We start from the raw sequence: 26,641 nt of genomic DNA on the forward strand, positions 1-26,641 counted from the left end.
AAAAGAGGTGTCGGCCTACGCCGAACGGCGCGCATCCTACACCGGCCTTTCACTGACCGTACAGCAGGCCGAGAAAAACCGGACATTGGGCAGCGAAAGTTCACCTAAGTTCTTTACTTGTAGCTGGATGCGTCGAACTTGTCGCGGCAACGCCCTATAATGCGCGCCGGTTTTTGGGGTAATGGTCATGAGTACAGAAGATCCACGGTTTGCCGGCGTCGCCCGCTTGTATGGCATTGAAGGCCTGGAACGCCTGAAGGCGGCCCATGTGGCCATCGTCGGCGTGGGCGGTGTGGGCTCCTGGGCGGCGGAAGCCATCGCCCGCTGCGGCGTGGGCGAGATTTCGCTGTTTGACCTGGATGATGTGTGCGTCAGCAACAGCAACCGTCAGTTGCATGCGCTGGACAGCACGGTGGGCAAGGCCAAGGTCGAGGTCATGGCCGAGCGTCTGAAAGGCATCAACCCGGACTGCACCGTGCATGCGGTGGCGGATTTCGTCACTCGCGAGACCATGGCTGAGTACATCACGCCCAATATTGACTGCGTGATCGACTGCATCGACAGCGTTAATGCCAAGGCCGCGCTGATTGCCTGGTGCAAGCGCCGCAAGATTCAGATCATCACCACCGGCGGCGCGGGTGGGCAGATTGATCCGACGCTGATTCAGGTGTGTGATTTGAACCGTACGTTCAACGATCCGCTGGCGTCGAAAGTGCGCTCCACCCTGCGCCGCGACTACGGTTTCTCCCGCACCGTGACCCGCCATTACAGCGTTCCCTGCGTGTTCTCCACCGAACAACTGCGTTATCCCAAGCCGGACGGCAGCATTTGTTTGCAGAAAAGTTTTGTCGGTGATGGCGTGAAGCTGGACTGCGCCGGCGGGTTTGGCGCGGTGATGATGGTTACCGCGACGTTTGGCATGGTGGCGGCGACCAAGGCGGTGGACAAGATTGTGGCCGGGGTGCGCCGGCCTTCGGATCGGGTCAAGGCGTCGTAGCTGAACTCAGTTGCCGCATCCGCTGCAACACCGCATTCAACCCATTGCTGCGCGACGGCGATAACTGCCGCGACAGGCCCAGTTGGTCAAACCAGCCGGGCAAGTCGACGGCTTGCAGTTCGGCGGCAGACAAGCCGTTAACCCGCGCCAGCAACAACGCCACCAGCCCGCGAATCAGCCGTGCATCGCTGCTGGCGGCAAACTGCCAGTGGCCGTCCTGCAAGCGCCCCACCAGCCACACCAGGCTTTCACAGCCTTGTACCAGGTTCGCGTCGACCTTGTCTTCATCCGGCAAGACGGGCATTCGCTCGCCCCATTGCATGAGCAGGCGGGCCCGTTGTTCCCAACTGCCGACCGCCTGAAACGCTTCCAGCGCGACAACGGCTTCCGTCGGCAAGCTCATCGCAACATATCCAGTGCCTGATCCAGCGCTTCAAAAAAGCGCTCCAGGTCATCGGAATCGTTGTACAGCGCCAGCGACACCCGAATCGCCCCCGACAATCCCATCTGCTTGAGCAGCGGCATCGCGCAATGATGGCCGGCGCGTACGGCAATCCCTTGTTCGGTCAGCAAGTGGGCGAGGTCGGCATTGTGTACGCCGTCCACCACAAAGCTGGCCAGGGCCACCTGCGGCGAACCCAGCAGCCGCACGCCATTGCGCGCTTGCAAGCCGCGCAACAGGTAGTCGTGCAGGGCGGCTTCGTGGGCCGTCACCGCTTGCTGGTCCAGGGAACTCAGGTAATCCAGGGTTGCCCCCAGGCCGATGACGCTGGCGATTGGCGGTGTGCCGGCTTCGAAGCCCAGGGGCGCGGGGCGGAAGCTGGCGCTTTGGTAGTCAGCCAGTTGCACCATCTCGCCACCAAACTGCCAATGGCGCAGGTGATGCAAGGCTTCAGTGCGGCCATACAGCACGCCGACGCCGTCCGGGCCGTAGAGTTTGTGGCTGGAAAACACATAGAAGTCGCAGCCCAGCGCCTGCATGTCATGGCGACCATGGACGATGCCTTGGGCGCCATCGACCACTGTTAGTGCGTCGTGGGTCTTGGCCAACGCCAACAGCTGCGGCAACGGCTGCCACGCGCCAAGCACGTTGGACAGTTGGCTCACCGCCAGCAACCGGGTACGCGGGCCTATCAACTCGGCGGCAACTTTCAGGTCGATCAAGCCGTCATCGTTAAGCGGCAAAACCACCAGTTCCAGCCCGCGACGTTTGGCCAGTTGCTGCCATGGCAGCAGGTTGGCGTGGTGCTCCAGGGCGCTGATGACAATCTCGTCGCCCGGCTTGAATAGGTGCTCCAGGCCATAAGCCAGGAGGTTCAGCGCAGAAGTCGCGCCGTGGGTGAAGATGATTTGCCCGTCGTCGCCGACGTTCAGCCACTGCGCCACCTTGCTGCGACTGTCCTCGAAGGCCTGGGTCGCATGGGCGCCCGGCAAATGCTGGGCACGGTGCACATTGGCTGCGCCATTGGCGTAGTAATGGCTGATGGCGTCCAACAAGGCTTGAGGTTTTTGCGTGGTGGCGGCGTTGTCCAGATAGGTCTGGTCTTGCCGTTGCAGGGTGGCGATGGCCGGAAAGTCAGCGCGCCAGGGAGAGGGCACAAGCATGGTGATCAAAGCTCGTATAAACGGCCCGCACCCTGAAGGTGTGGGCCGTTAGTGGCATCGAGTCGCTGCTTAGTTGTGAGCGTGCAGCGCTGCGTTCAGTTCGATGGCCGATTTGTGGGTTTTGCACTCCACGGCACCGGTCTCGGAGTTGCGGCGGAACAGCAGGTCCGGTTGGCCGGCCAGCTCACGCGCCTTGACCACTTTGACCAGATTGTTCTGCTCGTCCAGCAGCGCAACCTTGGTGCCGGCGGTGACGTACAGGCCCGATTCCACGGTGTTGCGGTCGCCCAACGGGATACCGATACCGGCGTTGGCGCCGATCAGGCAGCCTTCGCCCACCTTGATCACGATGTTGCCGCCGCCCGACAGGGTGCCCATGGTGGAGCAACCGCCGCCCAGGTCCGAACCCTTGCCGACGAACACGCCAGCCGACACGCGGCCTTCGATCATGCCCGGGCCTTCGGTGCCGGCGTTGAAGTTGACGAAACCTTCGTGCATCACGGTGGTGCCTTCGCCCACGTAGGCGCCCAGGCGGATCCGCGCGGCATCAGCGATACGCACGCCGCTCGGTACCACGTAGTCGGTCATTTTCGGGAACTTGTCCACCGAGAACACTTCCAGCAGCTCGCCACGCAGGCGGGCTTCCAGTTGACGCTCGGCCAGCTCATTGATGTCGATCGCGCCCTGGCTGGTCCAGGCCACGTTGGGCAGTTGCGGGAACACACCGGCCAGGTTCAGGCCGTGTGGCTTGACCAGGCGATGGGACAGCAGGTGCAGCTTGAGGTAGGCCTCAGGCGTGGAGGTCAGCGCGGCGTCTTCGGCCAGCAGCGTGGCAACCAGCGGGGTGTGGCTTTCAGCCAGGCGGCTCAACAGCGCAGCTTGGGCGGCGTCGACACCTTTGAGCGCGTCAGCCAGTTGCAGGGCCTGGGTGACGGTGAAAGTGATCGCCTGGTTACCTTCGCTGTAACCGAGGATAGGCGCGATGGCAGCGATGATTTCAGCCGATGGATTGAGCAGCGGTTGTGCGTAAAACACTTCCAGCCAAGCACCTTGGCGGTTCTGAGTGCCGACGCCGAAGCCCAGGCTGAACAGGGAATTGGACATGCTGTTACCTCTACAAAAATGGAGTGGGCTGGCCTACTTGAGGGCCGCCGAATAACTATCTGGCTTGAAGCCAATCAGGGTTTTGTCACCGAGATCAAGCACGGGTCGCTTGATCATCGAGGGTTGCGCGAGCATCAATTCAATGGCTTTCGCTTGGTCGAGATCGGCTTTGCGTTCGTCTTCGAGTTTGCGAAAGGTGGTGCCCGCACGGTTCAAAACCACCTGCCAACCGTGCTCATTGCACCATTGGGTCAAGTGTTCGCGGTCGATACCGGCCGTTTTGTAATCATGAAACTCATAGCTGACAGCGTGTTCATCGAGCCAGGTGCGCGCCTTTTTCATGGTGTCGCAGGCTTTGATGCCGAAAAGGTGCAACGTTTTGCTTGAATCGGTCAAGGAATTGCCCCCCTTTGGGCTGACACAGATGAAAGGTCACGGATTATGCCATGGCCAGCGGCTTTCGGCGCCGCTCGTCACAACTGCGTGTTGCCCCGTGCGACTTTTGTGCAAAGGCCATCGCGCAGCATAGGCGGCTAATATGGCACTTCAATGGCGAGTTGTTGCCTGATGTGTGTTGTTGCACGTTGATTGTCTGGGAATCCCGCGTTATGCAAACCGCCTACACCGTACTCATCCTGTTGATGCTGGTCAGCGTTTCGCGCCTTGTCGGGCGTGTCATCCCACTGCCGTTGCCACTGGTGCAGATTGCCGCCGGTGCCTTGTTGGCGTGGCCGACGCTCGGCCTGCATGTAGCCCTCGACCCCGAATTGTTTCTTTTCCTGTTCTTGCCGCCGCTGCTGTTCTCCGACGGTTGGCGCATGCCCAAGCGTGAGTTATGGCGCCTGCGCGGGCCGATCCTGACGCTGGCGGTGGGTTTGGTGCTGTTTACCGTGGTCGGTGCTGGCTACTTCATTCACTGGCTGTTGCCGAGTATTCCGCTGCCGGTAGCCTTCGCCCTGGCGGCCGTGTTGTCGCCTACGGATGCCGTGGCGGTGTCGGCGATTTCCCAGAATCGCCTGCCAACGCCCTTGATGCACATGCTTCAGGGCGAGGCATTGATGAACGATGCGTCGGGCCTGGTGACGTTCAAGTTTGCCCTGGTGGCGGCGGTGACCGGGGTGTTTTCCCTGGCCAATGCCAGCCTGACATTTGTACTGGTGGCCGTCGGTGGCCTGGCCATTGGTGTGGGCCTGAGTTGGCTGGTAGGTCGCTTGCGATCCTGGATGATCGCCCGGGGCTGGGACGACCCGGCGACGCACGTGGTGTTCATGTTGCTGCTGCCGTTTGCCGCTTACGTGCTGGCGGAACGCCTTGGCGCATCGGGAATTTTATCGGCGGTGGCAGCGGGCATGATGCAAAGCTGGCTCGATCTGCTGCCGCGCCAGACCAGCACTCGGCTGCTCAATCGCAGCGTCTGGTCGCTGCTGGAATTCGCATTTAACGGCCTGATTTTCCTGTTGCTGGGCCTGCAACTGCCAGACATCATCAAGGCGGTGGTCAGCCATGAGCCGACGGTGTGGCCGACGTTGCTGTATCGCTGCCTGGACGTGATCGCGATTTTCCTGGTGCTGGTGGTGTTGCGGTTTATCTGGGTGCAAAGCATCTGGCGCCTGTCGGGATTGCTGCGGCGCTTGCGTGGGAAAAGTGAGCTGACGCTGGTGCCCACCGCCCGTTCCTGCTGGTTGTTGACCGTGGGCGGGGTGCGCGGTGCGGTGACGTTGGCGGGTGTGATGTCGGTGCCGTTGCTGCTGGCGCCCGGTGAAGCGTTCCCGGAGCGCGACCTGCTGATCTTCATTGCGGCGGGCGTGATCCTGCTGTCACTGGTTGCTGCGTGTATAGCCTTGCCGTTGCTGCTGCGGGGCATTGAAAAGAGTCCGGACGACAGGCGTCGCAGCGAAGTACGCGATGCCTGGAAGAAAACTGCGGAAGCTGCGATCCATGCCTTGGAGGCAGAAGACGCAGGACCCCAGGACGCAGCCCAGGCTGCACTGGCCACCGAACTCAAGGCGCGGATCATGTCGGAATACCGTCATCAGCTTGAAGTATTCAATGATTCCGCCGAAGCGCAGGCCGTGGCGCTCCAACTGGATCAGTTGGAGCGCCGTTTGCGGCTCAAAGCCCTGCGAGCCCAACGGCTTGAGCTTTACAGTCTCAGCCGCCACCACGCGATTGGGGATGATGTGTTGCGCGAGGTGTTGGCTGATCTGGATTTGAGTGAAGCTAACCTTGGGAAGGAGAAGTAGCCGCGGGCACAGGTTATATCGGTTTGGGATAGGCCTGTTTCATCTGGGCAATATCGCCATCGCTGATCTCCCAGCTTTCCGATTGAGCCCAGTCCATGGACGTCCACTGGGACCTTATTCCGTAATGCATCACTGAGTTGCCGTCGTAAGATTGGTAGCGATGCTGACCGTTTCGCGCCAGGGGGAGGATATTCTTGTCGACAGTGTCCTTGTCCCAGCCAAAGCGCTGGTAGCTGTCGTTATAGGTCTTCTGTTTGTCCCAGGGGATGTTTGAATCCGGGTGCTGATGGGCATGCAGCGCTCCCAGGGCGTGCCCGAACTCATGCAGCGCAACGTAGCGGAATCTGGGCGAAAGGGTATCGCCCGGCAGGATTATTGTGGGCAGGTACGCCGGGATGTTTTTCGCGTCTGTTCCCAGTGCGCTGCCGTAACTCTCATCGAAATGGTTGAGAACGATCCGAATGTCGCCCTCATCGCCGGAGACGAAATCAAACTTGAGGTTAACGTGTGGTAACCATTCGTTGATCGCGTCCTTGATTGCCTCTGCCATTTCTCCGTCGGTGTCGTAGAGGGCAATCTTCAGTGTCGAGCCATTGGGCCAGAGCTTTGCGTCGTCGTGCACATTGCGTTTGGCCCGCACCGGGCTGACGGATTGAGTGCCCGTGTTTGAAAGGGTGTCAGTGGAGGCGGGGCCTCTGAACGAGGCTCCCTGGTTGGCAAGGTTGATCATTAGAGTTTTCGCCGAAAGACCCTGGGAGCCTTTGGGTGGTGCCCATGCCGCCCGGAGTTCCCTGTCCGGGCGGGTCTTGGTCAGCCATCAAGCGGCATCAACGGTTTCGGGTGATGAAGTCGCGAATCCGCGTCGCTGCTTCCACGCATTCTGCCAGCGGCGCAACCAGTGCCAGGCGCACACGCCCGGCGCCCGGGTTGAAGCCGTCCACTTCCCGTGACAGGTACGAGCCCGGCACCACGGTCACGTGCTCTTCCACATACAAATCCCGGCAGAAAGCGGCGTCATCACCTTTGACATTCGGCCACAGGTAGAAACCGCCGTCGGAGTTTTGCACGTCCAGCACCGGCTTCAGGATCGCCAGCACAGCGTCGAATTTTTCCCGGTACAGATCACGGTTGGCCTGTACGTGGGCTTCGTCCTGCCAGGCGGCAATGCTCGCCAGTTGGGTTTGCACCGGCATCGCGCAGCCGTGGTAGGTGCGGTACAGCAGGAAGCCCTTGAGGATCTCGGCATCGCCGGCCACAAAACCCGAGCGCAGGCCCGGCAGGTTGGAGCGCTTGGACAGGCTGTGGAACACCACGCAGCGCTTGAAATCCTGGCGACCCAGCTCCACGCAGGCGCTGAGCAGGCCCGGCGGCGGGGTTTGTTCGTCGAAATACAGCTCGCTGTAGCACTCATCGGCAGCGATCACGAAGTCGTATTCGTCGGCCAGGGCGATCAGTTTTTTCAGGGTGTCGACGGGGATCAAAGCACCGGTCGGGTTGCCGGGCGAGCACAGGAACAGGATCTGGCAGCGTTTCCAGATGTCCGGCGACACCGCGTCGAAATCCGGATTGAAGGCGTTTTCATCCAGGCACGGCAAGTAATATGGCTTGGCCCCGGCGAGAAAGGCTGCACCTTCATAGATCTGATAGAACGGGTTTGGGCTGACCACCAGCGCGTCATCGCCACGGTTGACCACGGTCTGGGTGAAGGCAAACAGCGCTTCACGGGTGCCGTTCACTGGCAGGATATTGCGCGCCGGGTCCAGCCAGCCCTTGGGCACGCTGAAGCGACGTTCGCACCACGCGCCAATGGCCTCACGCAGGGCGGGAATGCCCAACGTGGTCGGGTATACCGCCATCTTGTCCAGGTTGTCGGCCAGCGCGTCGGCGACGAACTGCGGGGACTTGTGCTTCGGCTCGCCGATGGAGAGGGCGATCGGGCGTTTGTCCGGGTTGGGCGTGACACTGCCCAGCAGGACGCGCAATTTCTCGAACGGGTAGGGCTGCAACTGGTTCAGGGCGTTGTTCATCGGTGGATCTCGTTCAATTCATTGGAAGCTGAAAATGGGGTGTCGGTCAGATGCTCAAGCGTGACATCTCGACGCCAGTCTCCTGGTTGACGCTCAACTGCTGGACGATGGCTTCCTGCAAGCGTCGGCACAGTTCAGGGTCGGAAAGCGGCTGGTTGTCGGCATCAGTAATAAAGAACACGTCTTCCACCCGTTCGCCCAGGGTCGCAATCTTGGCGTTCTGTAGCGACAGGTCGAACTCCAGGAAGATCGTGCCGATCCGCGCCAACAGGCCTGGGCGGTCCGGCGCACTGAGTTCCAGCACCGTCACCGGGCGGTGGGCGTCGTTGTGGATGGTCACCTCGGGGGCAAACGCAAAGTGCTTGAGCTGGCGCGGTACCCGGCGCTGGATAATGGTCGGGTAGTCGTCGGGGTCGCGCAGGGCGTCGGTGAGGCCCTTGCGGATCTTTTTCACCCGCTCCGGGTTGTCGCCGATGGACTCGCCTTCAGTGTCGAGCACGATGTAGGTGTCGAGGGTGAACTGGCTGCTGGAGGTGATTACCCGGGCGTCATGAATGTTCAGGTTGAGCTGGTCCATCGCGGCCACGGTCACGGCGAAGAAGTCGTGCTGGTCCGGTGCGTAGATGAAGATCTGCGTGCCACCCTCGAACTCGCGCTGGGTGGTTTCCTTGATCAATACCAGTGGCCCGCCATCGGCCGGTTGCTGCAGGATCGCGTCGCTGTGCCAGGCCACGTCGCCGGCGGTGTGGCGCAGGAAGTAGTCGTCCCCCAGTTGCGACCAGAGTTGCTCGACGTCGTCCGGGTCATTGCCACCACGCACCAGGATATCCAGGGCCGCGCTTTGTGTGCGGCGGATCTGTTCTTCGCGGTCCACCGGGTTCTCCAGGCCACGACGCAGTGCACGCTTGGTCTCGGTGTAGAGCTGGCGCAACAGGCTGGCGCGCCAGGAATTCCAAAGCGTCGGGTTGGTGGCGTTGATGTCGGAGACGGTGAGCACGTACAGGTAGTCAAGACGGGTTTCGTCGCCAACGGCCTGGGCGAAATCGTGGATCACCTGCGGGTCGGACAAGTCCTTGCGCTGGGCCGTGGTGGACATAACCAAGTGGTTTTGCACCAGCCACACAATCAGGCGGCTGTCCCACAGTGGCAACTGGTGACGCTGGCAGAACGCTTCGGCGTCCACTGCACCAATTTCCGAGTGATCACCGTGCCGGCCCTTGCCGATGTCGTGGTACAAGCCAGCCAGGTAAATCAGTTCGGGCTTGGGCAGGCGTGCCATAAGCTTGCTGGCCAGCGGGAATTTCTCTGACACCTGGGTGTACTGCAACTTACGCAGGTGCTTGATCAGGTTCAGGGTGTGGGCGTCCACCGTATAGATGTGGAACAGGTCATGTTGCATCTGCCCGACGATAAAGCCGAACTCCGGCAGGTAGCGCCCCAGAATCCCGTAGCGGTTCATGCGCCGCAGGTTGCGGTGAATGCCGATCTTGCACTTGAACAGCTCGATAAACAGGCTGGTATTGCGGATGTCGTTGCGAAAATCGTCGTCGATCAGGTGACGGTTTTCCCGTAGCAAGCGAATGGTGTCGGCGCGCACGCCTTTGATTTCCGGCTGCTGGGCCATCAGCACGAAGATTTCCAGCATGGCAAACGGCGTGCGTTTGAACACGTTGTCGTTGCGCGCCTCGATGTAGCCATCGTGCAACTGGAAGCGCGAGTTGATCGGCTGCGGCGGTGCTTCATCTTCCGGGGCCAGGATCACTTCTTCGAAGTGCTGGATGATCAGGTCGCTGAGCTGGGCAATGCTCATCACCACCCGGTAGTACTGCTGCATGAAGCTTTCGATGCTGGTCTTCGCGTCTTCGCCTTCAAACCCCAGCAGGGTGGCGATGGAGCGCTGGTGATCGAACAGCAGGCGGTCTTCGGAGCGCCCGGCCAGCATGTGCAACGCGTAGCGCACTTTCCACAGGAATTCCTGGGAGGAGGCCAGCAGGGCGTTTTCGCTCTCCACCAGAAAGCCTTCCCCGGCCAGCGCCCGCAGGTTCAGGGTGCCGTACTGGCGACGCGCGACCCACAAAATGGTCTGGATATCCCGCAGCCCGCCAGGGGAGCCTTTGACGTTGGGCTCCAGGTTGTATTCGGTGTCGTTGTACTTGTGGTGCCGGGCTTTTTGCTCGGCGCGCTTGGCCAGGAAGAAATCCTTACTCGGCCACATGTGTGCGGTACTGGTGACCTCCAGCATGCGCTGGCGCAGGCGCTCGGGACCGGCGATGGTGCGGCTTTCCATCAGGTTGGTGATCACCGTCAGGTCGGCGCGGGCTTCCTGGGCGCACTCGTCCACCGAGCGCACGCTTTGGCCGACTTCCAGGCCGATGTCCCACAACAGCGTCAGAAAACGCTCGATGGAATCGCGAAAAATCTCGTGGTCGGCGCTGTCGAGCAAAATCAGCAGGTCGATGTCGGAGTAGGGGTGCAGTTCGCCACGGCCGTAGCCGCCGACCGCGACCAGGGCGATATCGGCGTCTTCACTCCAGCTGAACTGTTCCCAGGCCTTTTGCAGGATGTTATCGACGAACCAGGCGCGGTCCTCGATCAGCCGGCGGATGTCCCGGCCGGTGCGAAAACGCTCGTCGAGCACCTCGCGGGCTTGACGGATGGCCTTCTTGAAGGCGGCGATGGGGCTTGCCTTCAGCGCCAGTTCCGCCTGGAACTGGCCACGGTCAAAGAGTTCGGGGTCCACCTGGGGCATCGATCGGTTTTCCTTTCTATCTATTGGGGCACGGCGTCGCTATTAGAAAACCGGTACAAACATTACGCCGAAACGCGAGGAATCGTGTCGTCGGCGCGCAGGGTGAAAATCTCGTAGCCGGTGTCGGTTACCAGCAGGGTGTGTTCCCACTGTGCCGAGAGCTTGCGGTCCTTGGTGATAGCGGTCCAGCCGTCGCCCAGCACCTTGGTGTCGGCCTTGCCCTGGTTGATCATCGGCTCGATGGTGAAGGTCATGCCTGCCTTGAGCTCCATGCCGGTGCCGGCGCGGCCGTAGTGCAGGATCTGCGGCTCTTCGTGGAACACCTTGCCGATGCCGTGGCCGCAGAATTCACGCACCACCGAGAAGCCGTTCTTTTCAGCGTGCTTCTGGATCACTTCACCGATGTCACCCAGGCGGCAGCCGGGCTTGACGATCTCGATGGCCTTGTACATGCATTCCTGGGTGACTTGCGACAGGCGCTCGGCCCACACCGGCACGCTGCCGACGTGGAACATGCGGCTGGTGTCGCCGTGGTAGCCATCCTTGATCACGGTGACGTCGATGTTCAGGGTGTCGCCGTCTTTCAGTGGCTTGTCGCCGGGAATCCCGTGGCACACCACGTGGTTGATCGAGGTGCAGATCGACTTGGGGAAGCCCTTGTAGTTCAGCGGCGCAGGGATGGCTTTTTGCACGTCGACAATATAGTCGTGGCAGATGCGGTCCAGTGCTTCGGTGGTGACGCCGGGCTTGACGTGTTCGGCAATCATTTCCAGCACGTCGGCAGCCAGTTTGCCGGCAACGCGCATGCCAGCGATGTCTTCGGCGGTTTTGAGGGTGACGGTCATACAGGCTCTCTCTAGCGCGACGCGCTGAAATCAATACGGTTTACGGGTGTGCGACAAAAGGTTGCAGAATTCGCACAAGCCCAAAAAACGCGATTCTAACAGACGCAGGGGGCAAACCATGAGCGTCTGGCGATCGCTTGTCTCTATAAGGTGGGGGTATTTTGGCTCGATTCAAAGGCTTGCGCAAAAGCGACTGACGGCAAATGTGATTGCGGGTTTCGTTTTTGCCAGCCCTGTGGTATAAAATGCGCCGCTTTCCGGGGATACCCCGCAAAGCTTAAATCCACACACGTGTCGACACGATGACCTGGGTGCCGGAGGCGAATGCCACTGGTTGGTCATTGGGATACGTGGAGGCCAAACCCGACTTATTAAGGAACTATCATGTCCCAAGTCAACATGCGCGATATGCTGAAGGCCGGTGTGCACTTCGGTCACCAGACCCGTTACTGGAACCCGAAAATGGGTAAATACATTTTCGGCGCGCGTAACAAGATCCACATTATCAACCTTGAAAAAACCCTGCCAATGTTCAACGAAGCTTTGACTTTCGTAGAGCGCCTGGCCCAGGGCAAAAACAAGATTCTGTTCGTCGGCACCAAGCGTTCCGCTGGCAAGATCGTTGCTGAAGAAGCAGCGCGTTGCGGTTCGCCGTACGTCGATCATCGCTGGTTGGGCGGCATGCTGACCAACTTCAAAACCATCCGTGCTTCCATCAAGCGTCTGCGTGACCTTGAAGTGCAAGCCGAAGACGGTACTTTCGCCAAGCTGACCAAGAAAGAGGCGCTGATGCGCACTCGCGACCTGGAAAAGCTCGATCGTTCCCTGGGTGGTATCAAGGACATGGGCGGTCTGCCTGACGCACTGTTCGTTATCGACGTTGATCACGAGCGCATCGCGATCACCGAAGCCAACAAGCTGGGCATCCCGGTTATCGGCGTAGTCGATACCAACAGCAGCCCGGAAGGCGTTGACTACATCATCCCAGGCAACGATGACGCAATCCGCGCTATCCAGCTGTACATGGGTTCGATGGCTGACGCTGTAATCCGTGGCCGCAACCACGTTGCTGGCGGCACCGAGCAGTTCGTTGAAGAAGCTCCGGTAGCAGCAGCTGAGTAACTGACGCCTTGGCGTTGACTCAGTAAGCAAAAAGGGGGCTTGGCCCCCTTTTTGCCACCTCGAAAACCATTTGTCGGCAGCGCAGCTACAACACTTGTAACGTGCAGCGGCCTACAAGGGTGGTTCGGGAAGAATTGATCGCCCGTTCAATCGGGTGGAATGGTTGAAAACCTATCCAAGAGGATTTTGAAAATGGCAGAGATTACTGCAGCGTTGGTTAAAGAACTGCGTGAGCGTACCGGCGAAGGCATGATGGATTGCAAAAAGGCCTTGACCAAGGCCGGCGGCGACATCGAAAAAGCCATTGATGACATGCGTGCTTCGGGCGCCATCAAGGCTGCCAAGAAAGCAGGCAACGTGGCTGCTGAAGGCGCAATCGCTCTTAAAGAAGACGGTAAAACCGCCGTTCTGCTGGAAGTGAACTCGCAGACCGACTTCCTGGCTCTGCAGGACGACTTCAAGGCATTTGTTGCTGCAAGCGTTGAGAAAGCGTTCGCTGACAAGCTGACTGACGTCGCTCCGCTGATCGAAGCTCAAGAAGCTGCTCGCCTGGTACTGGTCGGCAAGGTTGGCGAAAACGTCAACATTCGTCGCCTGGCTCGCGTTGAAGGTGATGTTGTCGGTGGTTACCTGCACGGTAACAAGATCGGTGTTGTGGTTGCCCTTAAAGGCGGCAACGTTGAACTGGCCAAAGACATCGCTATGCACGTAGCGGCCAGCAACCCTGAATTCCTGCTGCCATCGGAAGTGTCCGCTGAAGCAATCGAACGCGAAAAAGCCGTGTTCCTGAGCCTCAACGCTGACAAAATCGCCGGCAAGCCGGAAAACATCGTTGAAAACATGATCAAAGGCCGTATCAGCAAGTTCCTGGCTGAGGCTTCCCTGGTTGAGCAGGCGTTCGTCAAGAACCCTGAAATCAAGGTTGGCGAACTGGCCAAGAAAGCCGGTGCTGAAATCGTTTCCTTCACCTACTACAAAGTAGGCGACGGTATCGAGAAGCCGGTCGACAACTTCGCTGAAGAAGTTGCTGCCCAGCTGGCTGCCGCCAAGCAGTAAGACGGTTTTTAACTGTCGCCCAAAAGAGGCTGCCCGCTTACGCGCGCAGCCTCTTTTCAAATGGGGTGATCAATTTTTATTGGTTTCCCATTGGAACTGGCTTACAAAGCCGTGTTCCGATGGCGCTGTGACAGCGTCAAGCTAGAGTGAACGCAGGCCGTAAACGGCTTGCCAAGAATTTTCAAAAATACGCCGCAGGAGAGATTCGCAATGGCTCAGCAGGGCAGTGGTTATCAGGCTCGCTATAAACGCATTCTACTCAAGCTTAGCGGCGAGGCCCTGATGGGCTCGGAAGAGTTCGGGATTGATCCCAAAGTACTCGACCGCATGGCGCTGGAAGTTGGCCAACTGGTCGGTATCGGTGTTCAGGTGGGCCTGGTGATCGGCGGCGGGAACCTGTTCCGCGGTGCGGCACTGAGCGCTGCTGGCATGGACCGTGTAACAGGCGACCACATGGGCATGCTGGCCACTGTGATGAACGCCCTGGCCATGCGTGATGCCCTCGAGCGCGCCAATATCACCGCTATCGTCATGTCGGCTATTTCCATGGTTGGCGTAACGGATCACTATGATCGGCGCAAAGCCATGCGTCACCTGGATGCCAAAGAGGTGGTGATTTTTGCTGCTGGTACCGGCAATCCGTTCTTCACCACCGATTCGGCTGCGTGCCTGCGCGGTATCGAGATCAACGCGGACGTGGTGCTCAAGGCCACCAAGGTTGACGGGGTTTACACTGCTGACCCATTCAAAGACCCGCATGCCGAGAAGTTCGATCATCTGACTTATGATGAAGTGCTGGATCGCAAGCTGGGCGTGATGGACCTGACGGCTATTTGCTTGTGCCGCGATCACAAGATGCCGCTGCGCGTATTTAACATGAACAAGCCCGGCGCCCTGCTGAACATCGTACATGGCGGCGCGGAAGGGACTCTGATCGAGGAAATCGAACAATGATCAACGAAATCAAAAAAGACGCTCAAGAGCGCATGCAGAAATCCCTGGACTCTCTGAGCCATGCATTTGGCCAGATTCGTACCGGCAAGGCCCACCCAAGCATCCTGGGCAGTGTGATGGTGCCGTACTACGGCGCTGACACCTCGATCACCCAAGTGGCCAACATCACTGTAAAAGATTCGCGCACCCTGCAGGTCGTGGCTTTTGAGCGCAACATGCTCGGCGCCGTCGACAAGGCCATCCAGAGCGCCGGCTTGAACCTCAATCCGACCAACCTGGGCGAATTGCTGCTGATCTCCATGCCTGCCCTGACCGAAGAAACCCGCAAGGGCTTCACCAAGCAGGCGCGCAGCGCAGCTGAAGATGCGCGTGTTGCGGTGCGCAACATCCGTCGTGATGCCTTGGGTGACCTGAAGAAGCTGGTCAAGGACAAAGAAATCAGCGAAGACGAAGAGCGTCGTGCCGTCGCCGATATCGATAAGCTGACCAAAGATGCCGAGGCCCAGATCACCAAGGCCACGGAAGATAAAGAAAAGGACCTGATGGCCGTATAAGGGGTCAGGACGCCTTCATGGAAAAGACCAAGCAGACTGTACCCTCTGTGGTGCCGCGCCATGTCGCGATCATCATGGACGGGAATAATCGCTGGGCGAAGAAGCGCTTTATGCCGGGTGTTGCCGGGCATAAAGCGGGTGTCGATGCTGTGCGTGCCGTGATCGAGGTGTGCGCTGAGGCCAAGGTCGAGGTGTTGACCCTGTTCGCGTTCTCCAGTGAAAACTGGCAGCGCCCGGCCGAGGAAGTCAGTGCCTTGATGGACCTGTTCTTCAAGGCTCTGCGTCGCGAGGCCAAGCGCCTGAACGAGAACAACATCAGCCTGCGCATCATCGGCGACCGCTCGCGGTTCCACCCGGAGTTGCAAGCAGCGATGCGTGAAGCCGAGGCGATCACTGCCGGCAGCAACCGTTTTGTGCTGCAAATTGCAGCCAACTACGGCGGCCAGTGGGATATCGCCCAGGCAGCGCAGCGTCTGGCGCGTGAAGTGCAAGCCGGTCATTTGCGCCCGGAAGACATCACGCCCGAACTGTTGCAAACCTGTCTGGTGACCGGCGACCTGCCGTTGCCGGACCTGTGCATTCGTACCGGTGGCGACCACCGCATCAGCAACTTCCTGTTGTGGCAGTTGGCCTATACCGAACTGTACTTCTCCGACCTGTTCTGGCCGGACTTCAAACACGATGCCATGCGCAATGCGCTGGCCGATTTCGCTTCCCGTCAGCGTCGCTTCGGTAAAACGAGCGAGCAGATCGAAGCTGGAGCCCGGGTTTAATGCTTAAACAACGAATCATCACGGCGCTGATCCTGCTGCCTATTGCCCTGTGCGGGTTTTTCCTGCTTGAAGGTGCAAATTTCGCGCTGTTCATTGGCCTGGTGGTGACACTGGGGGCCTGGGAATGGGCGCGCCTGGCCGGCTTTGCCGCACAGTTGCCTCGTGTGGTGTACGCCGCTGTCGTGGCGCTGTTGATGTTCCTGATGTACATCCTGCCGGACGTGGCGCCTTGGGTGCTGGGCGCGGCTGTGTTGTGGTGGGCGCTGGCGACCTATCTGGTACTGACCTTTCCAGTCACCAGCAGCCATTGGTCCAGTGTTGCCTGCAAGCTGGTGATCGGTCTGTTGATCCTGCTACCCGCCTGGCAGGGCCTGGTCTACATCAAGCATATGCAGTTGGGTAACTGGCTGATCATGGCCGTGATGGTGCTGGTGTGGGGTGCCGATATCGGTGCCTACTTCTCCGGTCGTGCTTTCGGCAAGCGTAAGCTGGCGCCGGCTGTCAGCCCGGGCAAGAGCTGGGAAGGCGTGTATGGCGGCCTGGCGTTGACCTTGCTGATCACCGTTGTGGTCGGTGTGGTGCGTGGCTGGACCGTCAAGGAAATGCTCCTGTCCCTGGTGGGCGCGGCCGTGGTCGTGTTCATCTCGGTAGTCGGTGACCTGACCGAAAGCATGTTCAAGCGCCAGGCCGGGATCAAGGACAGCAGTAACCTGTTGCCGGGTCACGGTGGCGTGCTGGACCGTATCGATAGCCTGACGGCCGCGATCCCGATCTTTGCCGTACTGCTGTGGATGGCTGCCTCGTGAGCCGTCTGCAACAGGTCACCGTGCTGGGCGCTACCGGCTCGGTGGGGCTGAGCACGCTGGATGTGATTGCCCGTCATCCCGAGCGGTATCAAGTATTCGCATTGACCGGTTTCAGTCGCCTGAGTGAGCTGCTGGCACTGTGTGTGCGGCACTCGCCGCAATACGCAGTCGTGCCGCAAGCCGCTGCAGCGCGTGGTTTGCAGGATGATCTGCGCGCCGCGGGTCTGGCGACTCAGGTATTAGTGGGGGAGGAGGGGTTGTGTCAGGTTTCGGCTGACCCTGATGTCGACACTGTGGTCGCCGCGATTGTCGGTGCGGCCGGCTTGCGTCCGACCCTGGCCGCCGTTGATGCAGGCAAGAAAATTCTGTTGGCCAATAAAGAAGCCCTGGTGATGTCCGGTGCGCTCTTTATGCAGGCGGTGCGCAAAAGCGGCGCCGTGCTGTTGCCGTTGGACAGCGAGCACAACGCGATTTTCCAGTGCATGCCCGGTGATTTTGCCCGTGGCCTGAGCCAGGTCGGCGTACGCCGGATTCTGCTGACTGCCTCCGGCGGCCCGTTCCGACAGACGCCGCTGGCCGATCTGGAGCATGTTTCCCCTGATCAGGCGTGTGCGCATCCGAACTGGTCTATGGGCCGCAAGATCTCGGTGGACTCGGCGAGCATGATGAACAAGGGCCTGGAGCTGATCGAGGCCTGCTGGCTGTTCGACGCCCGGCCGGACCAGGTAGAGGTGGTGATCCACCCGCAAAGTGTGATTCATTCCCTGGTGGATTACGTGGATGGCTCGGTACTGGCCCAGTTGGGTAACCCGGATATGCGCACGCCGATCGCCAATGCCCTGGCTTGGCCGGAGCGGATTGATTCGGGTGTTGCGCCGTTGGATCTGTTTGCCATTGCCCGTCTGGATTTCGAAGCGCCTGACGAGCAGCGCTTCCCTTGCCTGCGTCTTGCGCGGCAAGCTGGCGAGGCGGGTAACAGTGCGCCGGCGACGCTGAATGCGGCGAACGAAGTCGCTGTGGCGGCGTTTCTTGACCGGCGCATCCGCTTCCCGCAGATCGCGAGTATCATCGAGGACGTTTTAAACCTTGAGCCCGTCGTCGCCGTAAATGATCTGGGCGCGGTGTTCGAGGCGGATACAAAGGCCCGGGCCTTGACCGAGCAATGGTTGAACCGCAACACGCGTTAGCCTATGGGCGTGTTTGAGCCTTCAGGCACTGGATTGAGATGCGGAGAAATTAGATGAGTGCGCTCTACATGATTGTCGGCACCCTGGTTGCTCTGGGTGTGCTGGTCACCTTCCACGAGTTCGGCCATTTCTGGGTCGCGCGTCGTTGCGGCGTCAAGGTACTGCGCTTCTCCGTAGGCTTCGGCATGCCGTTGCTGCGCTGGCACGACCGTCGTGGTACCGAGTTTGTGATCGCGGCCATTCCGTTGGGCGGCTACGTCAAGATGCTCGATGAGCGCGAAGGCGAAGTGCCGGCTGATCAGTTGGACCAGTCCTTCAATCGCAAGACCGTTCGTCAGCGCATTGCCATCGTCGCGGCAGGCCCGATCGCCAACTTTCTGTTGGCTATGGTGTTTTTCTGGGTTCTGGCCATGCTGGGCAGTCAGCAGGTGCGTCCGGTTATTGGTGCGGTCGAGGCGGACAGCATGGCGGCCAAGGCTGGCCTGACCGCCGGACAAGAAATTGTTGCAGTTGATGGCGAACCAACCACCGGTTGGGGGGCGGTCAATTTGCAGTTGGTGCGTCGCCTGGGTGAAAGCGGCATCGTGAAGCTGGTGGTGCGTGAGCAGGATTCCACCACCGAAACCCCGCGCGAGCTGACCCTGGACCACTGGCTGCAGGGCTCCGATGAGCCTGATCCGATCAAATCCCTGGGCATTCGCCCTTGGCGTCCGGCCTTGCCGCCGGTACTGGCAGAGCTGGATCCGAAGGGGCCGGCCCAGGCCGCAGGTCTGAAAACCGGCGACCGCCTGCTGGCGCTCGATGGCCAGGCGCTGGGCGACTGGCAGCAAGTGGTCGACCTGGTGCGTGTACGCCCTGATACTAAAATTGTGCTGAAAGTTGAGCGTGATGGTGCTCAAATCGACGTCCCTGTGACCCTGGCGGTGCGCGGGGAAGCCAAGGCGGCCGGGGGGTACCTGGGCGCCGGCGTCAAAGGTGTCGAGTGGCCACCGTCGATGGTGCGAGAGGTCAGTTTCGGGCCGTTGGCGGCAATTGGCGAGGGTGCGAGACGCACCTGGACCATGAGTGTGCTGACCCTCGATTCCCTCAAGAAAATGTTGTTCGGCGAGCTCTCGGTAAAAAACTTGAGTGGACCGATAACCATTGCTAAAGTGGCGGGCGCTTCTGCCCAGTCGGGCGTTGTAGATTTCCTGAATTTCCTGGCTTATCTGAGTATTAGCCTTGGGGTTCTGAATTTGTTGCCCATTCCAGTATTGGATGGGGGGCATCTGTTGTTTTATCTGGTCGAGTGGGCGCGTGGTCGCCCCTTGTCGGATCGGGTGCAGGGTTGGGGGATACAGATCGGTATCAGTTTGGTGGTCGGGGTGATGTTGTTAGCCCTGGTCAACGATCTGGGACGACTGTAACGCTTCGCTGAATTGCGAATCTGCCGCATTTTGCGGCAGTTTGTTTATTGCCAGTTGGAATAAGAAAGGACTTCATGAAACGTCTGCTGCTAACTGCGGTTCTCACCGTATTGATGATCGCCGAAGTTCACGCCGAGTCCTTCACCATCTCCGATATTCGCGTCAACGGCCTCCAGCGGGTTTCCGCGGGTAGCGTCTTTGGTGCCTTGCCGTTGAACGTCGGGGAACAGGCTGATGACCGTCGCCTGGTGGAATCCACTCGTGCGCTGTTCAAAACCGGGTTCTTTCAAGATATCCAACTGGGTCGCGAAGGTAACGTCCTCGTCATCACTGTCGTCGAGCGACCTTCTGTCGCCAGTATCGAGATCGAAGGCAACAAGGCGATCTCCACTGAAGACTTGATGAAAGGCCTCAAGCAATCTGGCCTTGCCGAAGGCGAGATCTTCCAGCGTGCCACCCTCGAAGGCGTGCGTAACGAGCTGCAACGCCAGTACGTTGCCCAGGGCCGTTACTCGGCGACCGTCGAGACCGAAGTGGTGCCGCAGCCGCGTAACCGCGTCGGCCTGAAGGTCAACATCAACGAAGGCACCGTGGCGGCGATCCAGCACATCAACGTGGTGGGTAACACCAAGTTCTCTGATGATGACCTGGTCGACCTGTTCGAACTCAAGACCACCAACTGGCTGTCGTTCTTCAAGAACGACGACAAGTACGCTCGCGAAAAACTGTCCGGTGACCTGGAGCGCCTGCGTTCCTACTACCTGGACCGTGGCTATATCAACATGGATATCGCTTCGACCCAGGTGTCCATCACCCCGGACAAGAAGCACGTCTATATCACTGTCAACGTCAACGAAGGCGAGAAGTACAAGGTTCGTGACGTCAAGCTCAGCGGCGACTTGAAAGTGCCTGAAGACCAGGTCAAGTCCCTGTTGCTGGTGCAGAAAGACCAGGTGTTCTCGCGCAAGCTGATGACCACCACGTCCGAACTGATCACCCGCCGCCTGGGTAACGAAGGCTATACCTTCGCTAACGTCAACGGCGTACCGACCCCGCACGATGAAGACCACACTGTAGACATCACCTTCGTCGTCGACCCGGGCAAGCGTGCCTACGTGAACCGCATCAACTTCCGTGGCAACACCAAGTCGGCTGATGAAGTGCTGCGCCGTGAAATGCGTCAGATGGAAGGTGGCTGGGCGTCGACTTACCTGATCGACCAGTCCAAGGTTCGCCTTGAGCGCCTGGGCTTCTTTAAAGAAGTCAACGTCGAAACCCCGGCTGTACCGGGTGTGGATGACCAGGTTGATGTGAACTACGCCGTAGAAGAGCAAGCCTCCGGTTCGATTACCGCCAGTGTCGGTTTCGCCCAGAGTGCCGGCCTGATCCTCGGTGGTTCGATCACCCAGAACAACTTCCTCGGTACCGGTAACAAGGTTTCCATCGGCCTGACCCGAAGCGAATACCAGAGCCGCTATAACTTCGGTTATGTCGACCCCTACTGGACTGCTGACGGTGTGAGCCTGGGCTACAACGCCTTCTACCGCACAACCGACTACAAAGACCTCGACGTTGACGTTGCAAGCTATGCAATCGACAGCTTGGGTGTTGGCGCCAACATTGGTTACCCGATCAGTGAGACCTCGCGTCTGACCTTCGGCCTGACCGCGCAACAAGACAAGATCAAGACCGGTGTGTACACCGTGGATGAGATCTTCAACTTCGTGCGTAAAGAAGGCGACCAGTTCCTGAACTTCAAGGCTTCGGCCGGCTGGTCGGAATCGACCCTGAACAAAGGGGTGCTGGCGACCCGTGGTCACTCCCAGAGCCTTACCCTGGAAGCAACCACGCCTGGCAGCGACCTGTCGTTCTTCAAGCTTGACTACCGTGGCCAGCTGTTCCAGCCATTGAGCGAAAACTACACCATGCGCCTGCACACTGAGCTGGGTTATGGCGATGGTTACGGTTCGACCAACGGCTTGCCGTTCTATGAGAACTACTATGCTGGTGGTTTCAACTCGGTACGTGGCTTCAAGGACAGCACGCTGGGTCCTCGTGGTACTCCTAGCCGTGGCGTGGGTGTGACCGGTAACCAGGGTACTGTGGCTGACTCGGACAACGACCCGCTGCCGTTCGGTGGTAACGTCCTGATCCAGGGTGGTGCGGAGATTCTGTTCCCACTGCCATTCGTCAAGGATCAGCGTTCCCTGCGTACTTCGGTCTTCTGGGATGTGGGTAACGTGTTCGACTCCAAGTGCGAACAGGTCACCAACCCGAACGGGTCGAAGTCCAACACGCAGTGCAACGACATCAGTCTGAGCAACCTGGCAAGTTCGGTAGGTGTGGGCGTGACCTGGGTGACGGCGCTGGGCCCATTGAGCTTTGCTCTGGCCATGCCGATCAAGAAACCGGATAACGCTGAAACCCAGATTTTCCAATTCTCCCTCGGCCAGACGTTCTAAGCGTCTGACCCAAGATAACGACAACGGATTCTGTAGGAGTGCATCGTGCGTAAGTTGACTCAATTGGTTCTCCTGGCGACTGTCCTGGTAGCGACCCCGGCTTTTGCCGAAATGAAGATTGCTGTTCTGAACTATCAGATGGCTCTGCTGGAATCCGACGCGGCCAAGAAATACGCCGTGGATGCCGAGAAGAAGTTCGGTCCGCAATTGACCAAGCTGAAGACTCTGGAAAGCAGCGCCAAGGGTATCCAGGACCGTCTGGTAGCCGGTGGTGACAAGATGCAGCAAGGCGAGCGCGAGCGTCTGGAGCTTGAGTTCAAGCAAAAGGCCCGCGACTACCAGTTCCAGTCCAAGGAGCTGAACGAAGCCAAGGCTGTTGCTGACCGTGAAATGCTCAAGCAGCTCAAGCCGAAACTCGACAGCGCCGTTGAAGAAGTCATCAAGAAAGGTGCCTTTGACCTGGTGTTTGAACGCGGCGCAGTCATCGACGTTAAACCTCAGTACGACATCACCCGTCAGGTGATCGAGCGCATGAATCAGCTGAAGTAAGCCATGACTGCGACTATCAAGCTCGGCCAGTTGGCCGAGTTTCTGGGGGCCACCTTGCGTGGCTCTCCGGAGAAGGAAATTACTGGGCTAGCCACCTTGCAGGAGGCTGGCCCAGCTCAGTTGAGCTTCCTGGCAAACCCCCAATACCGTAAATACCTGGGCGACAGCCGCGCTGCAGCCGTGTTGCTGAAGGCCGCTGATGCCGAAGGGTTTACCGGGGACGCGCTGGTTGTTGCCGACCCGTACCTGGCGTATGCCCGGGTGTCCCACCTGTTCGATCCAAAACCCAAGGCCGCTGCCGGTATCCATCCTACAGCGGTGATCGCCGATGACGCACAGGTTGACCCTGCTGCGAGCATCGGTGCATTTGCGGTGATCGAAAGTGGCGCACGCATCGGGGCGGATGTAACGGTAGGTGCTCAATGCTTTATCGGCGCCCGCTGTGAGATTGGTGCCGGTGGTTGGCTGGCTCCGCGCGTGACCCTTTATCACGACGTGCGCATTGGCGAACGTGTGGTGATTCAGTCGGGTGCCGTGATCGGTGGCGAGGGCTTCGGCTTCGCCAACTCGAAAGGTGTTTGGCACAAGATTGCCCAAGTGGGCGGCGTGTTGATCGGCGATGACGTTGAAATTGGCGTCAATACCGCTGTTGACCGCGGGGCCTTGGCCGATACCATCATTGGTAACGGCGTGAAACTGGATAACCAGATTCAGATCGCCCACAACGTGCAGATCGGCGATCACACCGCCATGGCCGCCTGCGTGGGGATTTCCGGCAGCACCAAGATTGGCAAGCATTGCATGCTCGCCGGCGGTGTTGGCCTGGTGGGTCATATCGAAGTGTGCGACAACGTATTCATCACCGGCATGACCATGGTCACCCATTCGATTACCGAACCTGGGGCCTATTCATCCGGTACGGCCATGCAGCCTGCGGCCGAATGGCGCAAGAGCGCGGCGCGTCTGAGGCAGCTCGACGATATCGCTCGGCGCCTGAAACATCTGGAAAAGCGTGTTGGGGACGTGACCCCTGGCGGTAATGCTTCATCAGATGGCTGATACCATTTCCATATCAAGTGTGCACAGCCGCTAGACTGCCTCCTTGATTTGCTAGAGGGGCGTGCCTTAGTCCGCACGCTCCCAATCTTTATTACAGGCTTCCCCCCGAAATGATGGACATCAACGAGATTCGCGAATACCTGCCTCACCGTTACCCGTTCCTGCTGGTGGACCGGGTAACGGACCTCAATGTTGAGGAAAAGCGCATTCGTGCCTACAAGAATGTCAGCATCAACGAACCGTTCTTCAACGGTCACTTCCCTGCGCATCCCATCATGCCAGGCGTATTGATCATCGAAGCGATGGCCCAGGCTGCCGGTATCCTTGGTTTCAAAATGCTCGACCTGAAGCCTGCCGATGGCACGCTCTACTATTTCGTGGGCTCCGACAAGCTGCGCTTCCGCAACCCGGTTACCCCGGGTGACCAGTTGATCCTGGAAGCCAAGTTCATCAGCTGCAAGCGCCAGATCTGGAAGTTCGAATGCCAGGCCTCGGTCGACGGCAAGCCGGTGTGCTCGGCTGAAATCATCTGTGCGGAACGCAAACTATGAGTTTGATTGACCCTCGCGCAATCATCGATCCGACGGCCGTACTGGCCGCCGACGTTGAGGTCGGCCCTTGGTCGATCGTCGGCGCAGGTGTGGAAATCGGCGAGGGGACAGTCATCGGGCCGCACGTGATCCTCAAAGGCCCGACGCGGATTGGCAAGCACAACCGCATCTATCAGTTTTCATCGATAGGCGAAGACACCCCGGACATGAAGTACAAGGGTGAAGAAACGCGCCTGGTAATCGGTGATCACAACATCATCCGTGAAGGCGTGACCATTCACCGCGGTACCGTCCAGGACCGCGCCGAGACCACCCTGGGTGATCACAACCTGGTGATGGCCTATGCGCACATCGGCCATGACAGCGTAATCGGCAACCATTGCATCCTGGTCAACAACACCGCGTTGGCTGGCCACGTGCACGTTGACGATTGGGCGATCCTGTCCGGCTTCACCCTGGTGCATCAGTACTGCCATATCGGTGCCCACAGCTTTTCCGGCATGGGTACCGCCATCGGCAAGGACGTTCCGGCGTTCGTCACGGTATTCGGTAACCCGGCCGAAGCCCGCAGCATGAACTTCGAAGGCATGCGCCGTCGGGGTTTCAGCGAAGACGCGATCCACGCCCTGCGCCGTGCCTACAAGGTGGTTTACCGCCAAGGGTTGACGGTCGACCAGGCCTTGACCGAACTGACGGAGCCGGCTGCATTGTTTCCCGAAGTCGCGATATTCCGTGACTCGATCCAGTCGTCGACTCGCGGCATCACCCGCTGATCATGGCCAAGCTGCGTATAGCGTTGGTGGCCGGAGAAGCTTCCGGCGATATTCTCGGTGCAGGCCTGATGCGCGCCCTCAAGGTTCAGCATCCGGCGGTTGAATTCATCGGTGTTGGCGGTCCGCTGATGCAAGCTGAAGGCCTGACGTCCTACTTTCCCATGGAGCGCTTGTCGGTCATGGGGCTGGTGGAGGTGCTGGGCCGTTTGCGCGAGCTGCTGGCCCGCCGCAAGAAGCTGATCCAGACCCTGATCGAAGAAAAGCCCGAGGTCTTTATCGGAATCGACGCGCCGGACTTCACCCTCAATATCGAACTCAAGTTGCGTCAGGCCGGGATCAAGACCGTGCATTACGTCAGCCCGTCTGTGTGGGCGTGGCGGCAAAAGCGTGTGCTGAAGATTCGCGAAGGCTGCGACCTGATGTTGACCCTGCTGCCGTTCGAGGCCCGGTTCTACGAAGAGAAGGGCGTGCCGGTGCGGTTTGTCGGTCACACCCTGGCCGACACCATCCCGCTGCAGGCGGACCGTGCTGCCGCTCGCGCCGAGTTGGGCTTGCATGACGGGCCGTTGGTGGCCTTGATGCCGGGTAGCCGTGGTGGTGAAGTCGGTCGTCTCGGCGCGCTGTTTTTTGATGCTGCCGAACGTCTGCAAGCCCTGAAGCCGGGCGTGCGCTTTGTACTGCCGTGCGCCAGCCCTCAGCGCCGTGCGCAAATTGAAGCGTTGCTGGTAGGGCGCAACTTACCGTTGACCCTGCTCGACGGCGGCTCGCACCTGGCCCTGGCCGCGTGCGATGCGGTGCTGATCGCCTCCGGCACCGCGACCCTGGAGGCCTTGCTCTACAAGCGCCCGATGGTCGTGGCCTATCGCCTGGCGCCGCTGACCTACTGGATTCTCAAGCGTATGGTCAAAAGCCCCTACATCTCCCTGCCCAATTTGCTGGCTCAGCGTCTGTTGGTACCCGAATTGTTGCAGGACGATGCGACGCCTGATGCCCTGGCGCAAACCCTTTTCCCGTTGATCGACGGCGGCGAAGAGCAAACCCGTGGTTTCGACGAAATTCACCGCACCTTGCGCCGTGATGCGTCGAACCAGGCGGCGGATGCCGTGCTGACCTTGATCGGCCATAAACAGGAAGCCCTATGAAGACGCAAATGGGCCTGGATTTCAGCCTGGTCGCCGACGCCCTTGATCTGGTGGCCGGTGTCGACGAAGTCGGTCGCGGCCCGCTGTGTGGCGCGGTCGTCACCGCAGCCGTGATTCTCGACCCGAACCGCCCGATCCTTGGCCTCAACGATTCGAAGAAACTCACCGAAGCCCGTCGCGAAAAGCTCTACGACGAGATCTGTGAAAAGGCCCTGAGCTGGCACATCGCCCGGGCCGAAGTCGAGGAAATCGACGAACTGAACATCTTGCACGCCACCATGCTGGCCATGCAGCGCGCCATTGAAGGCCTGCACATCACGCCAAAAATGGCGATGATCGACGGCAACCGCTGCCCCAAGCTGACGATGCCGGCAGAAGCGGTGGTCAAGGGCGACAGCAAGGTGCCGGCGATTGCTGCTGCATCGATCCTGGCCAAGGTCAGCCGTGACCGTGAAATGGCGGCTTTCGAATTGATCTACCCTGGCTACGGCATCGGCGGGCACAAAGGCTACCCGACGCCCGTTCATCTGGAAGCTTTGGCTCGCCTGGGCCCGACCCCGATTCACCGCCGCTCGTTCGCCCCGGTTCGCCAGGCTTACGAGGCCCGGGAAAGTCTCAGCGAGGTTTAGTCGCGAGGCTGATGTTTTGCTCAAGGCCCGGTACAATCCGGGCCTTGT

Annotated in this window: 25 protein-coding genes; 17 read left to right on the top strand and 8 right to left on the bottom strand. The window is 59.6% G+C overall.

Annotated elements, in window-relative coordinates; genetic code table 11:
- The first annotated feature begins 187 nt into the window (after nt 1-187).
- Nucleotides 188-997 carry a tRNA cyclic N6-threonylcarbamoyladenosine(37) synthase TcdA gene (gene tcdA, locus CEC48_RS06515; RefSeq protein WP_176438679.1) on the top strand — a complete coding sequence of 270 codons (810 nt, stop codon included), beginning with the start codon at nt 188-190 and terminating at the stop codon, nt 995-997.
- Here the strand turns inward: tcdA and CEC48_RS06520 are convergent.
- From CEC48_RS06520 to CEC48_RS06535, 4 genes are all read right to left on the bottom strand, one after another.
- A complete protein-coding gene (locus CEC48_RS06520; RefSeq protein ID WP_088422991.1) occupies nt 984-1,400 on the bottom strand; it encodes a SufE family protein in 417 nt (138 codons plus the stop codon). The two genes, tcdA and CEC48_RS06520, sit on opposite strands and share 14 nt — an antisense overlap.
- Complete coding sequence (locus tag CEC48_RS06525; RefSeq protein WP_088422992.1) at nt 1,397-2,602, bottom strand: aminotransferase class V-fold PLP-dependent enzyme; 1,206 nt, start codon at nt 2,600-2,602, stop codon at nt 1,397-1,399. The genes CEC48_RS06520 and CEC48_RS06525 overlap by 4 nt, the downstream gene beginning before the upstream one ends.
- A 69-nt stretch (nt 2,603-2,671) precedes the next feature.
- The gene (dapD, locus tag CEC48_RS06530; protein WP_088422993.1) at nt 2,672-3,706 is read right to left on the bottom strand and encodes a 2,3,4,5-tetrahydropyridine-2,6-dicarboxylate N-succinyltransferase; all 1,035 of its coding nucleotides are present in this window, start codon (nt 3,704-3,706) and stop codon (nt 2,672-2,674) included.
- A gap of 33 nt (nt 3,707-3,739) precedes the next feature.
- Nucleotides 3,740-4,102 carry an ArsC family reductase gene (locus CEC48_RS06535; RefSeq protein ID WP_088422994.1) on the bottom strand — a complete coding sequence of 121 codons (363 nt, stop codon included), beginning with the start codon at nt 4,100-4,102 and terminating at the stop codon, nt 3,740-3,742.
- Nucleotides 4,103-4,314: 212 nt separating this feature from the next.
- On the opposite strand from CEC48_RS06535, the gene CEC48_RS06540 reads away from it, so the two are divergent.
- Nucleotides 4,315-5,949 (top strand): Na+/H+ antiporter, encoded by a 1,635-nt coding sequence (locus CEC48_RS06540; RefSeq protein WP_088422995.1) that lies wholly within the window; start codon nt 4,315-4,317, stop codon nt 5,947-5,949.
- A 13-nt stretch (nt 5,950-5,962) separates the two neighbouring features.
- Here the strand turns inward: CEC48_RS06540 and CEC48_RS06545 are convergent, their stop codons facing one another.
- The 4 genes from CEC48_RS06545 to map all read right to left on the bottom strand — a co-directional run bounded on the left by CEC48_RS06545 (nt 5,963) and on the right by map (nt 11,570).
- Nucleotides 5,963-6,679: a M12 family metallopeptidase gene (locus CEC48_RS06545; protein WP_088422996.1), complete on the bottom strand. Its 717-nt coding sequence runs from the start codon at nt 6,677-6,679 to the stop codon at nt 5,963-5,965.
- A gap of 97 nt (nt 6,680-6,776) precedes the next feature.
- Nucleotides 6,777-7,976, bottom strand: a complete 1,200-nt coding sequence (gene dapC, locus CEC48_RS06550) for a succinyldiaminopimelate transaminase (protein ID WP_088422997.1) — start codon at nt 7,974-7,976, stop codon at nt 6,777-6,779.
- Nucleotides 7,977-8,022: 46 nt separating this feature from the next.
- A complete protein-coding gene (locus CEC48_RS06555) occupies nt 8,023-10,725 on the bottom strand; it encodes a [protein-PII] uridylyltransferase (RefSeq protein ID WP_088422998.1) in 2,703 nt (900 codons plus the stop codon).
- Nucleotides 10,726-10,787: 62 nt separating this feature from the next.
- Nucleotides 10,788-11,570, bottom strand: coding sequence for a type I methionyl aminopeptidase (gene map, locus CEC48_RS06560; protein ID WP_088422999.1), 783 nt, complete (start codon nt 11,568-11,570; stop codon nt 10,788-10,790).
- Nucleotides 11,571-11,954: 384 nt separating this feature from the next.
- On the opposite strand from map, the gene rpsB reads away from it, so the two are divergent.
- The 15 genes from rpsB (at nt 11,955) to rnhB (ending at nt 26,593) form a co-directional block, all read left to right on the top strand.
- Complete coding sequence (rpsB, locus tag CEC48_RS06565) at nt 11,955-12,692, top strand: 30S ribosomal protein S2 (RefSeq protein WP_003219330.1); 738 nt, start codon at nt 11,955-11,957, stop codon at nt 12,690-12,692.
- Between the two features lie 192 nt (nt 12,693-12,884).
- Complete coding sequence (gene tsf / locus CEC48_RS06570) at nt 12,885-13,748, top strand: translation elongation factor Ts (RefSeq protein WP_088423000.1); 864 nt, start codon at nt 12,885-12,887, stop codon at nt 13,746-13,748.
- A 210-nt stretch (nt 13,749-13,958) separates the two neighbouring features.
- The gene (gene pyrH, locus CEC48_RS06575; protein ID WP_071487452.1) at nt 13,959-14,702 is read left to right on the top strand and encodes a UMP kinase; all 744 of its coding nucleotides are present in this window, start codon (nt 13,959-13,961) and stop codon (nt 14,700-14,702) included.
- Nucleotides 14,699-15,256, top strand: coding sequence for a ribosome recycling factor (frr, locus tag CEC48_RS06580; RefSeq protein WP_088423001.1), 558 nt, complete (start codon nt 14,699-14,701; stop codon nt 15,254-15,256). Before pyrH ends, frr begins: the two co-directional genes overlap by 4 nt.
- A gap of 17 nt (nt 15,257-15,273) precedes the next feature.
- Nucleotides 15,274-16,029, top strand: coding sequence for a polyprenyl diphosphate synthase (gene uppS, locus CEC48_RS06585; RefSeq protein ID WP_003219323.1), 756 nt, complete (start codon nt 15,274-15,276; stop codon nt 16,027-16,029).
- The gene (locus tag CEC48_RS06590; RefSeq protein WP_088423002.1) at nt 16,029-16,835 is read left to right on the top strand and encodes a phosphatidate cytidylyltransferase; all 807 of its coding nucleotides are present in this window, start codon (nt 16,029-16,031) and stop codon (nt 16,833-16,835) included. Before uppS ends, CEC48_RS06590 begins: the two co-directional genes overlap by 1 nt.
- The gene (ispC, locus tag CEC48_RS06595) at nt 16,832-18,022 is read left to right on the top strand and encodes a 1-deoxy-D-xylulose-5-phosphate reductoisomerase (protein ID WP_088423003.1); all 1,191 of its coding nucleotides are present in this window, start codon (nt 16,832-16,834) and stop codon (nt 18,020-18,022) included. Before CEC48_RS06590 ends, ispC begins: the two co-directional genes overlap by 4 nt.
- A 53-nt stretch (nt 18,023-18,075) precedes the next feature.
- The gene (gene rseP, locus CEC48_RS06600; protein WP_088423004.1) at nt 18,076-19,428 is read left to right on the top strand and encodes a sigma E protease regulator RseP; all 1,353 of its coding nucleotides are present in this window, start codon (nt 18,076-18,078) and stop codon (nt 19,426-19,428) included.
- Nucleotides 19,429-19,502: 74 nt separating this feature from the next.
- Nucleotides 19,503-21,890: an outer membrane protein assembly factor BamA gene (gene bamA / locus CEC48_RS06605; RefSeq protein WP_088423005.1), complete on the top strand. Its 2,388-nt coding sequence runs from the start codon at nt 19,503-19,505 to the stop codon at nt 21,888-21,890.
- A gap of 45 nt (nt 21,891-21,935) precedes the next feature.
- Nucleotides 21,936-22,439: an OmpH family outer membrane protein gene (locus CEC48_RS06610; protein ID WP_003219314.1), complete on the top strand. Its 504-nt coding sequence runs from the start codon at nt 21,936-21,938 to the stop codon at nt 22,437-22,439.
- 3 nt (nt 22,440-22,442) lie between these two features.
- Complete coding sequence (gene lpxD, locus CEC48_RS06615; RefSeq protein WP_088423006.1) at nt 22,443-23,498, top strand: UDP-3-O-(3-hydroxymyristoyl)glucosamine N-acyltransferase; 1,056 nt, start codon at nt 22,443-22,445, stop codon at nt 23,496-23,498.
- Between the two features lie 110 nt (nt 23,499-23,608).
- Nucleotides 23,609-24,049, top strand: a complete 441-nt coding sequence (gene fabZ, locus CEC48_RS06620; RefSeq protein WP_003219309.1) for a 3-hydroxyacyl-ACP dehydratase FabZ — start codon at nt 23,609-23,611, stop codon at nt 24,047-24,049.
- Entirely contained in the window at nt 24,046-24,822 is a 777-nt protein-coding gene (lpxA, locus tag CEC48_RS06625; RefSeq protein ID WP_088423007.1) for an acyl-ACP--UDP-N-acetylglucosamine O-acyltransferase, read from the top strand. Before fabZ ends, lpxA begins: the two co-directional genes overlap by 4 nt.
- Before the next feature lie 2 nt (nt 24,823-24,824).
- Entirely contained in the window at nt 24,825-25,964 is a 1,140-nt protein-coding gene (lpxB, locus tag CEC48_RS06630; RefSeq protein ID WP_088423008.1) for a lipid-A-disaccharide synthase, read from the top strand.
- Nucleotides 25,961-26,593: a ribonuclease HII gene (rnhB, locus tag CEC48_RS06635; protein ID WP_088423009.1), complete on the top strand. Its 633-nt coding sequence runs from the start codon at nt 25,961-25,963 to the stop codon at nt 26,591-26,593. The genes lpxB and rnhB overlap by 4 nt, the downstream gene beginning before the upstream one ends.
- Nucleotides 26,594-26,641: the final 48 nt, after the last annotated feature.

The sequence above is a fragment of the Pseudomonas sp. K2I15 genome, assembly GCF_002204795.1.
Taxonomy (GTDB): Bacteria; Pseudomonadota; Gammaproteobacteria; order Pseudomonadales; family Pseudomonadaceae; genus Aquipseudomonas.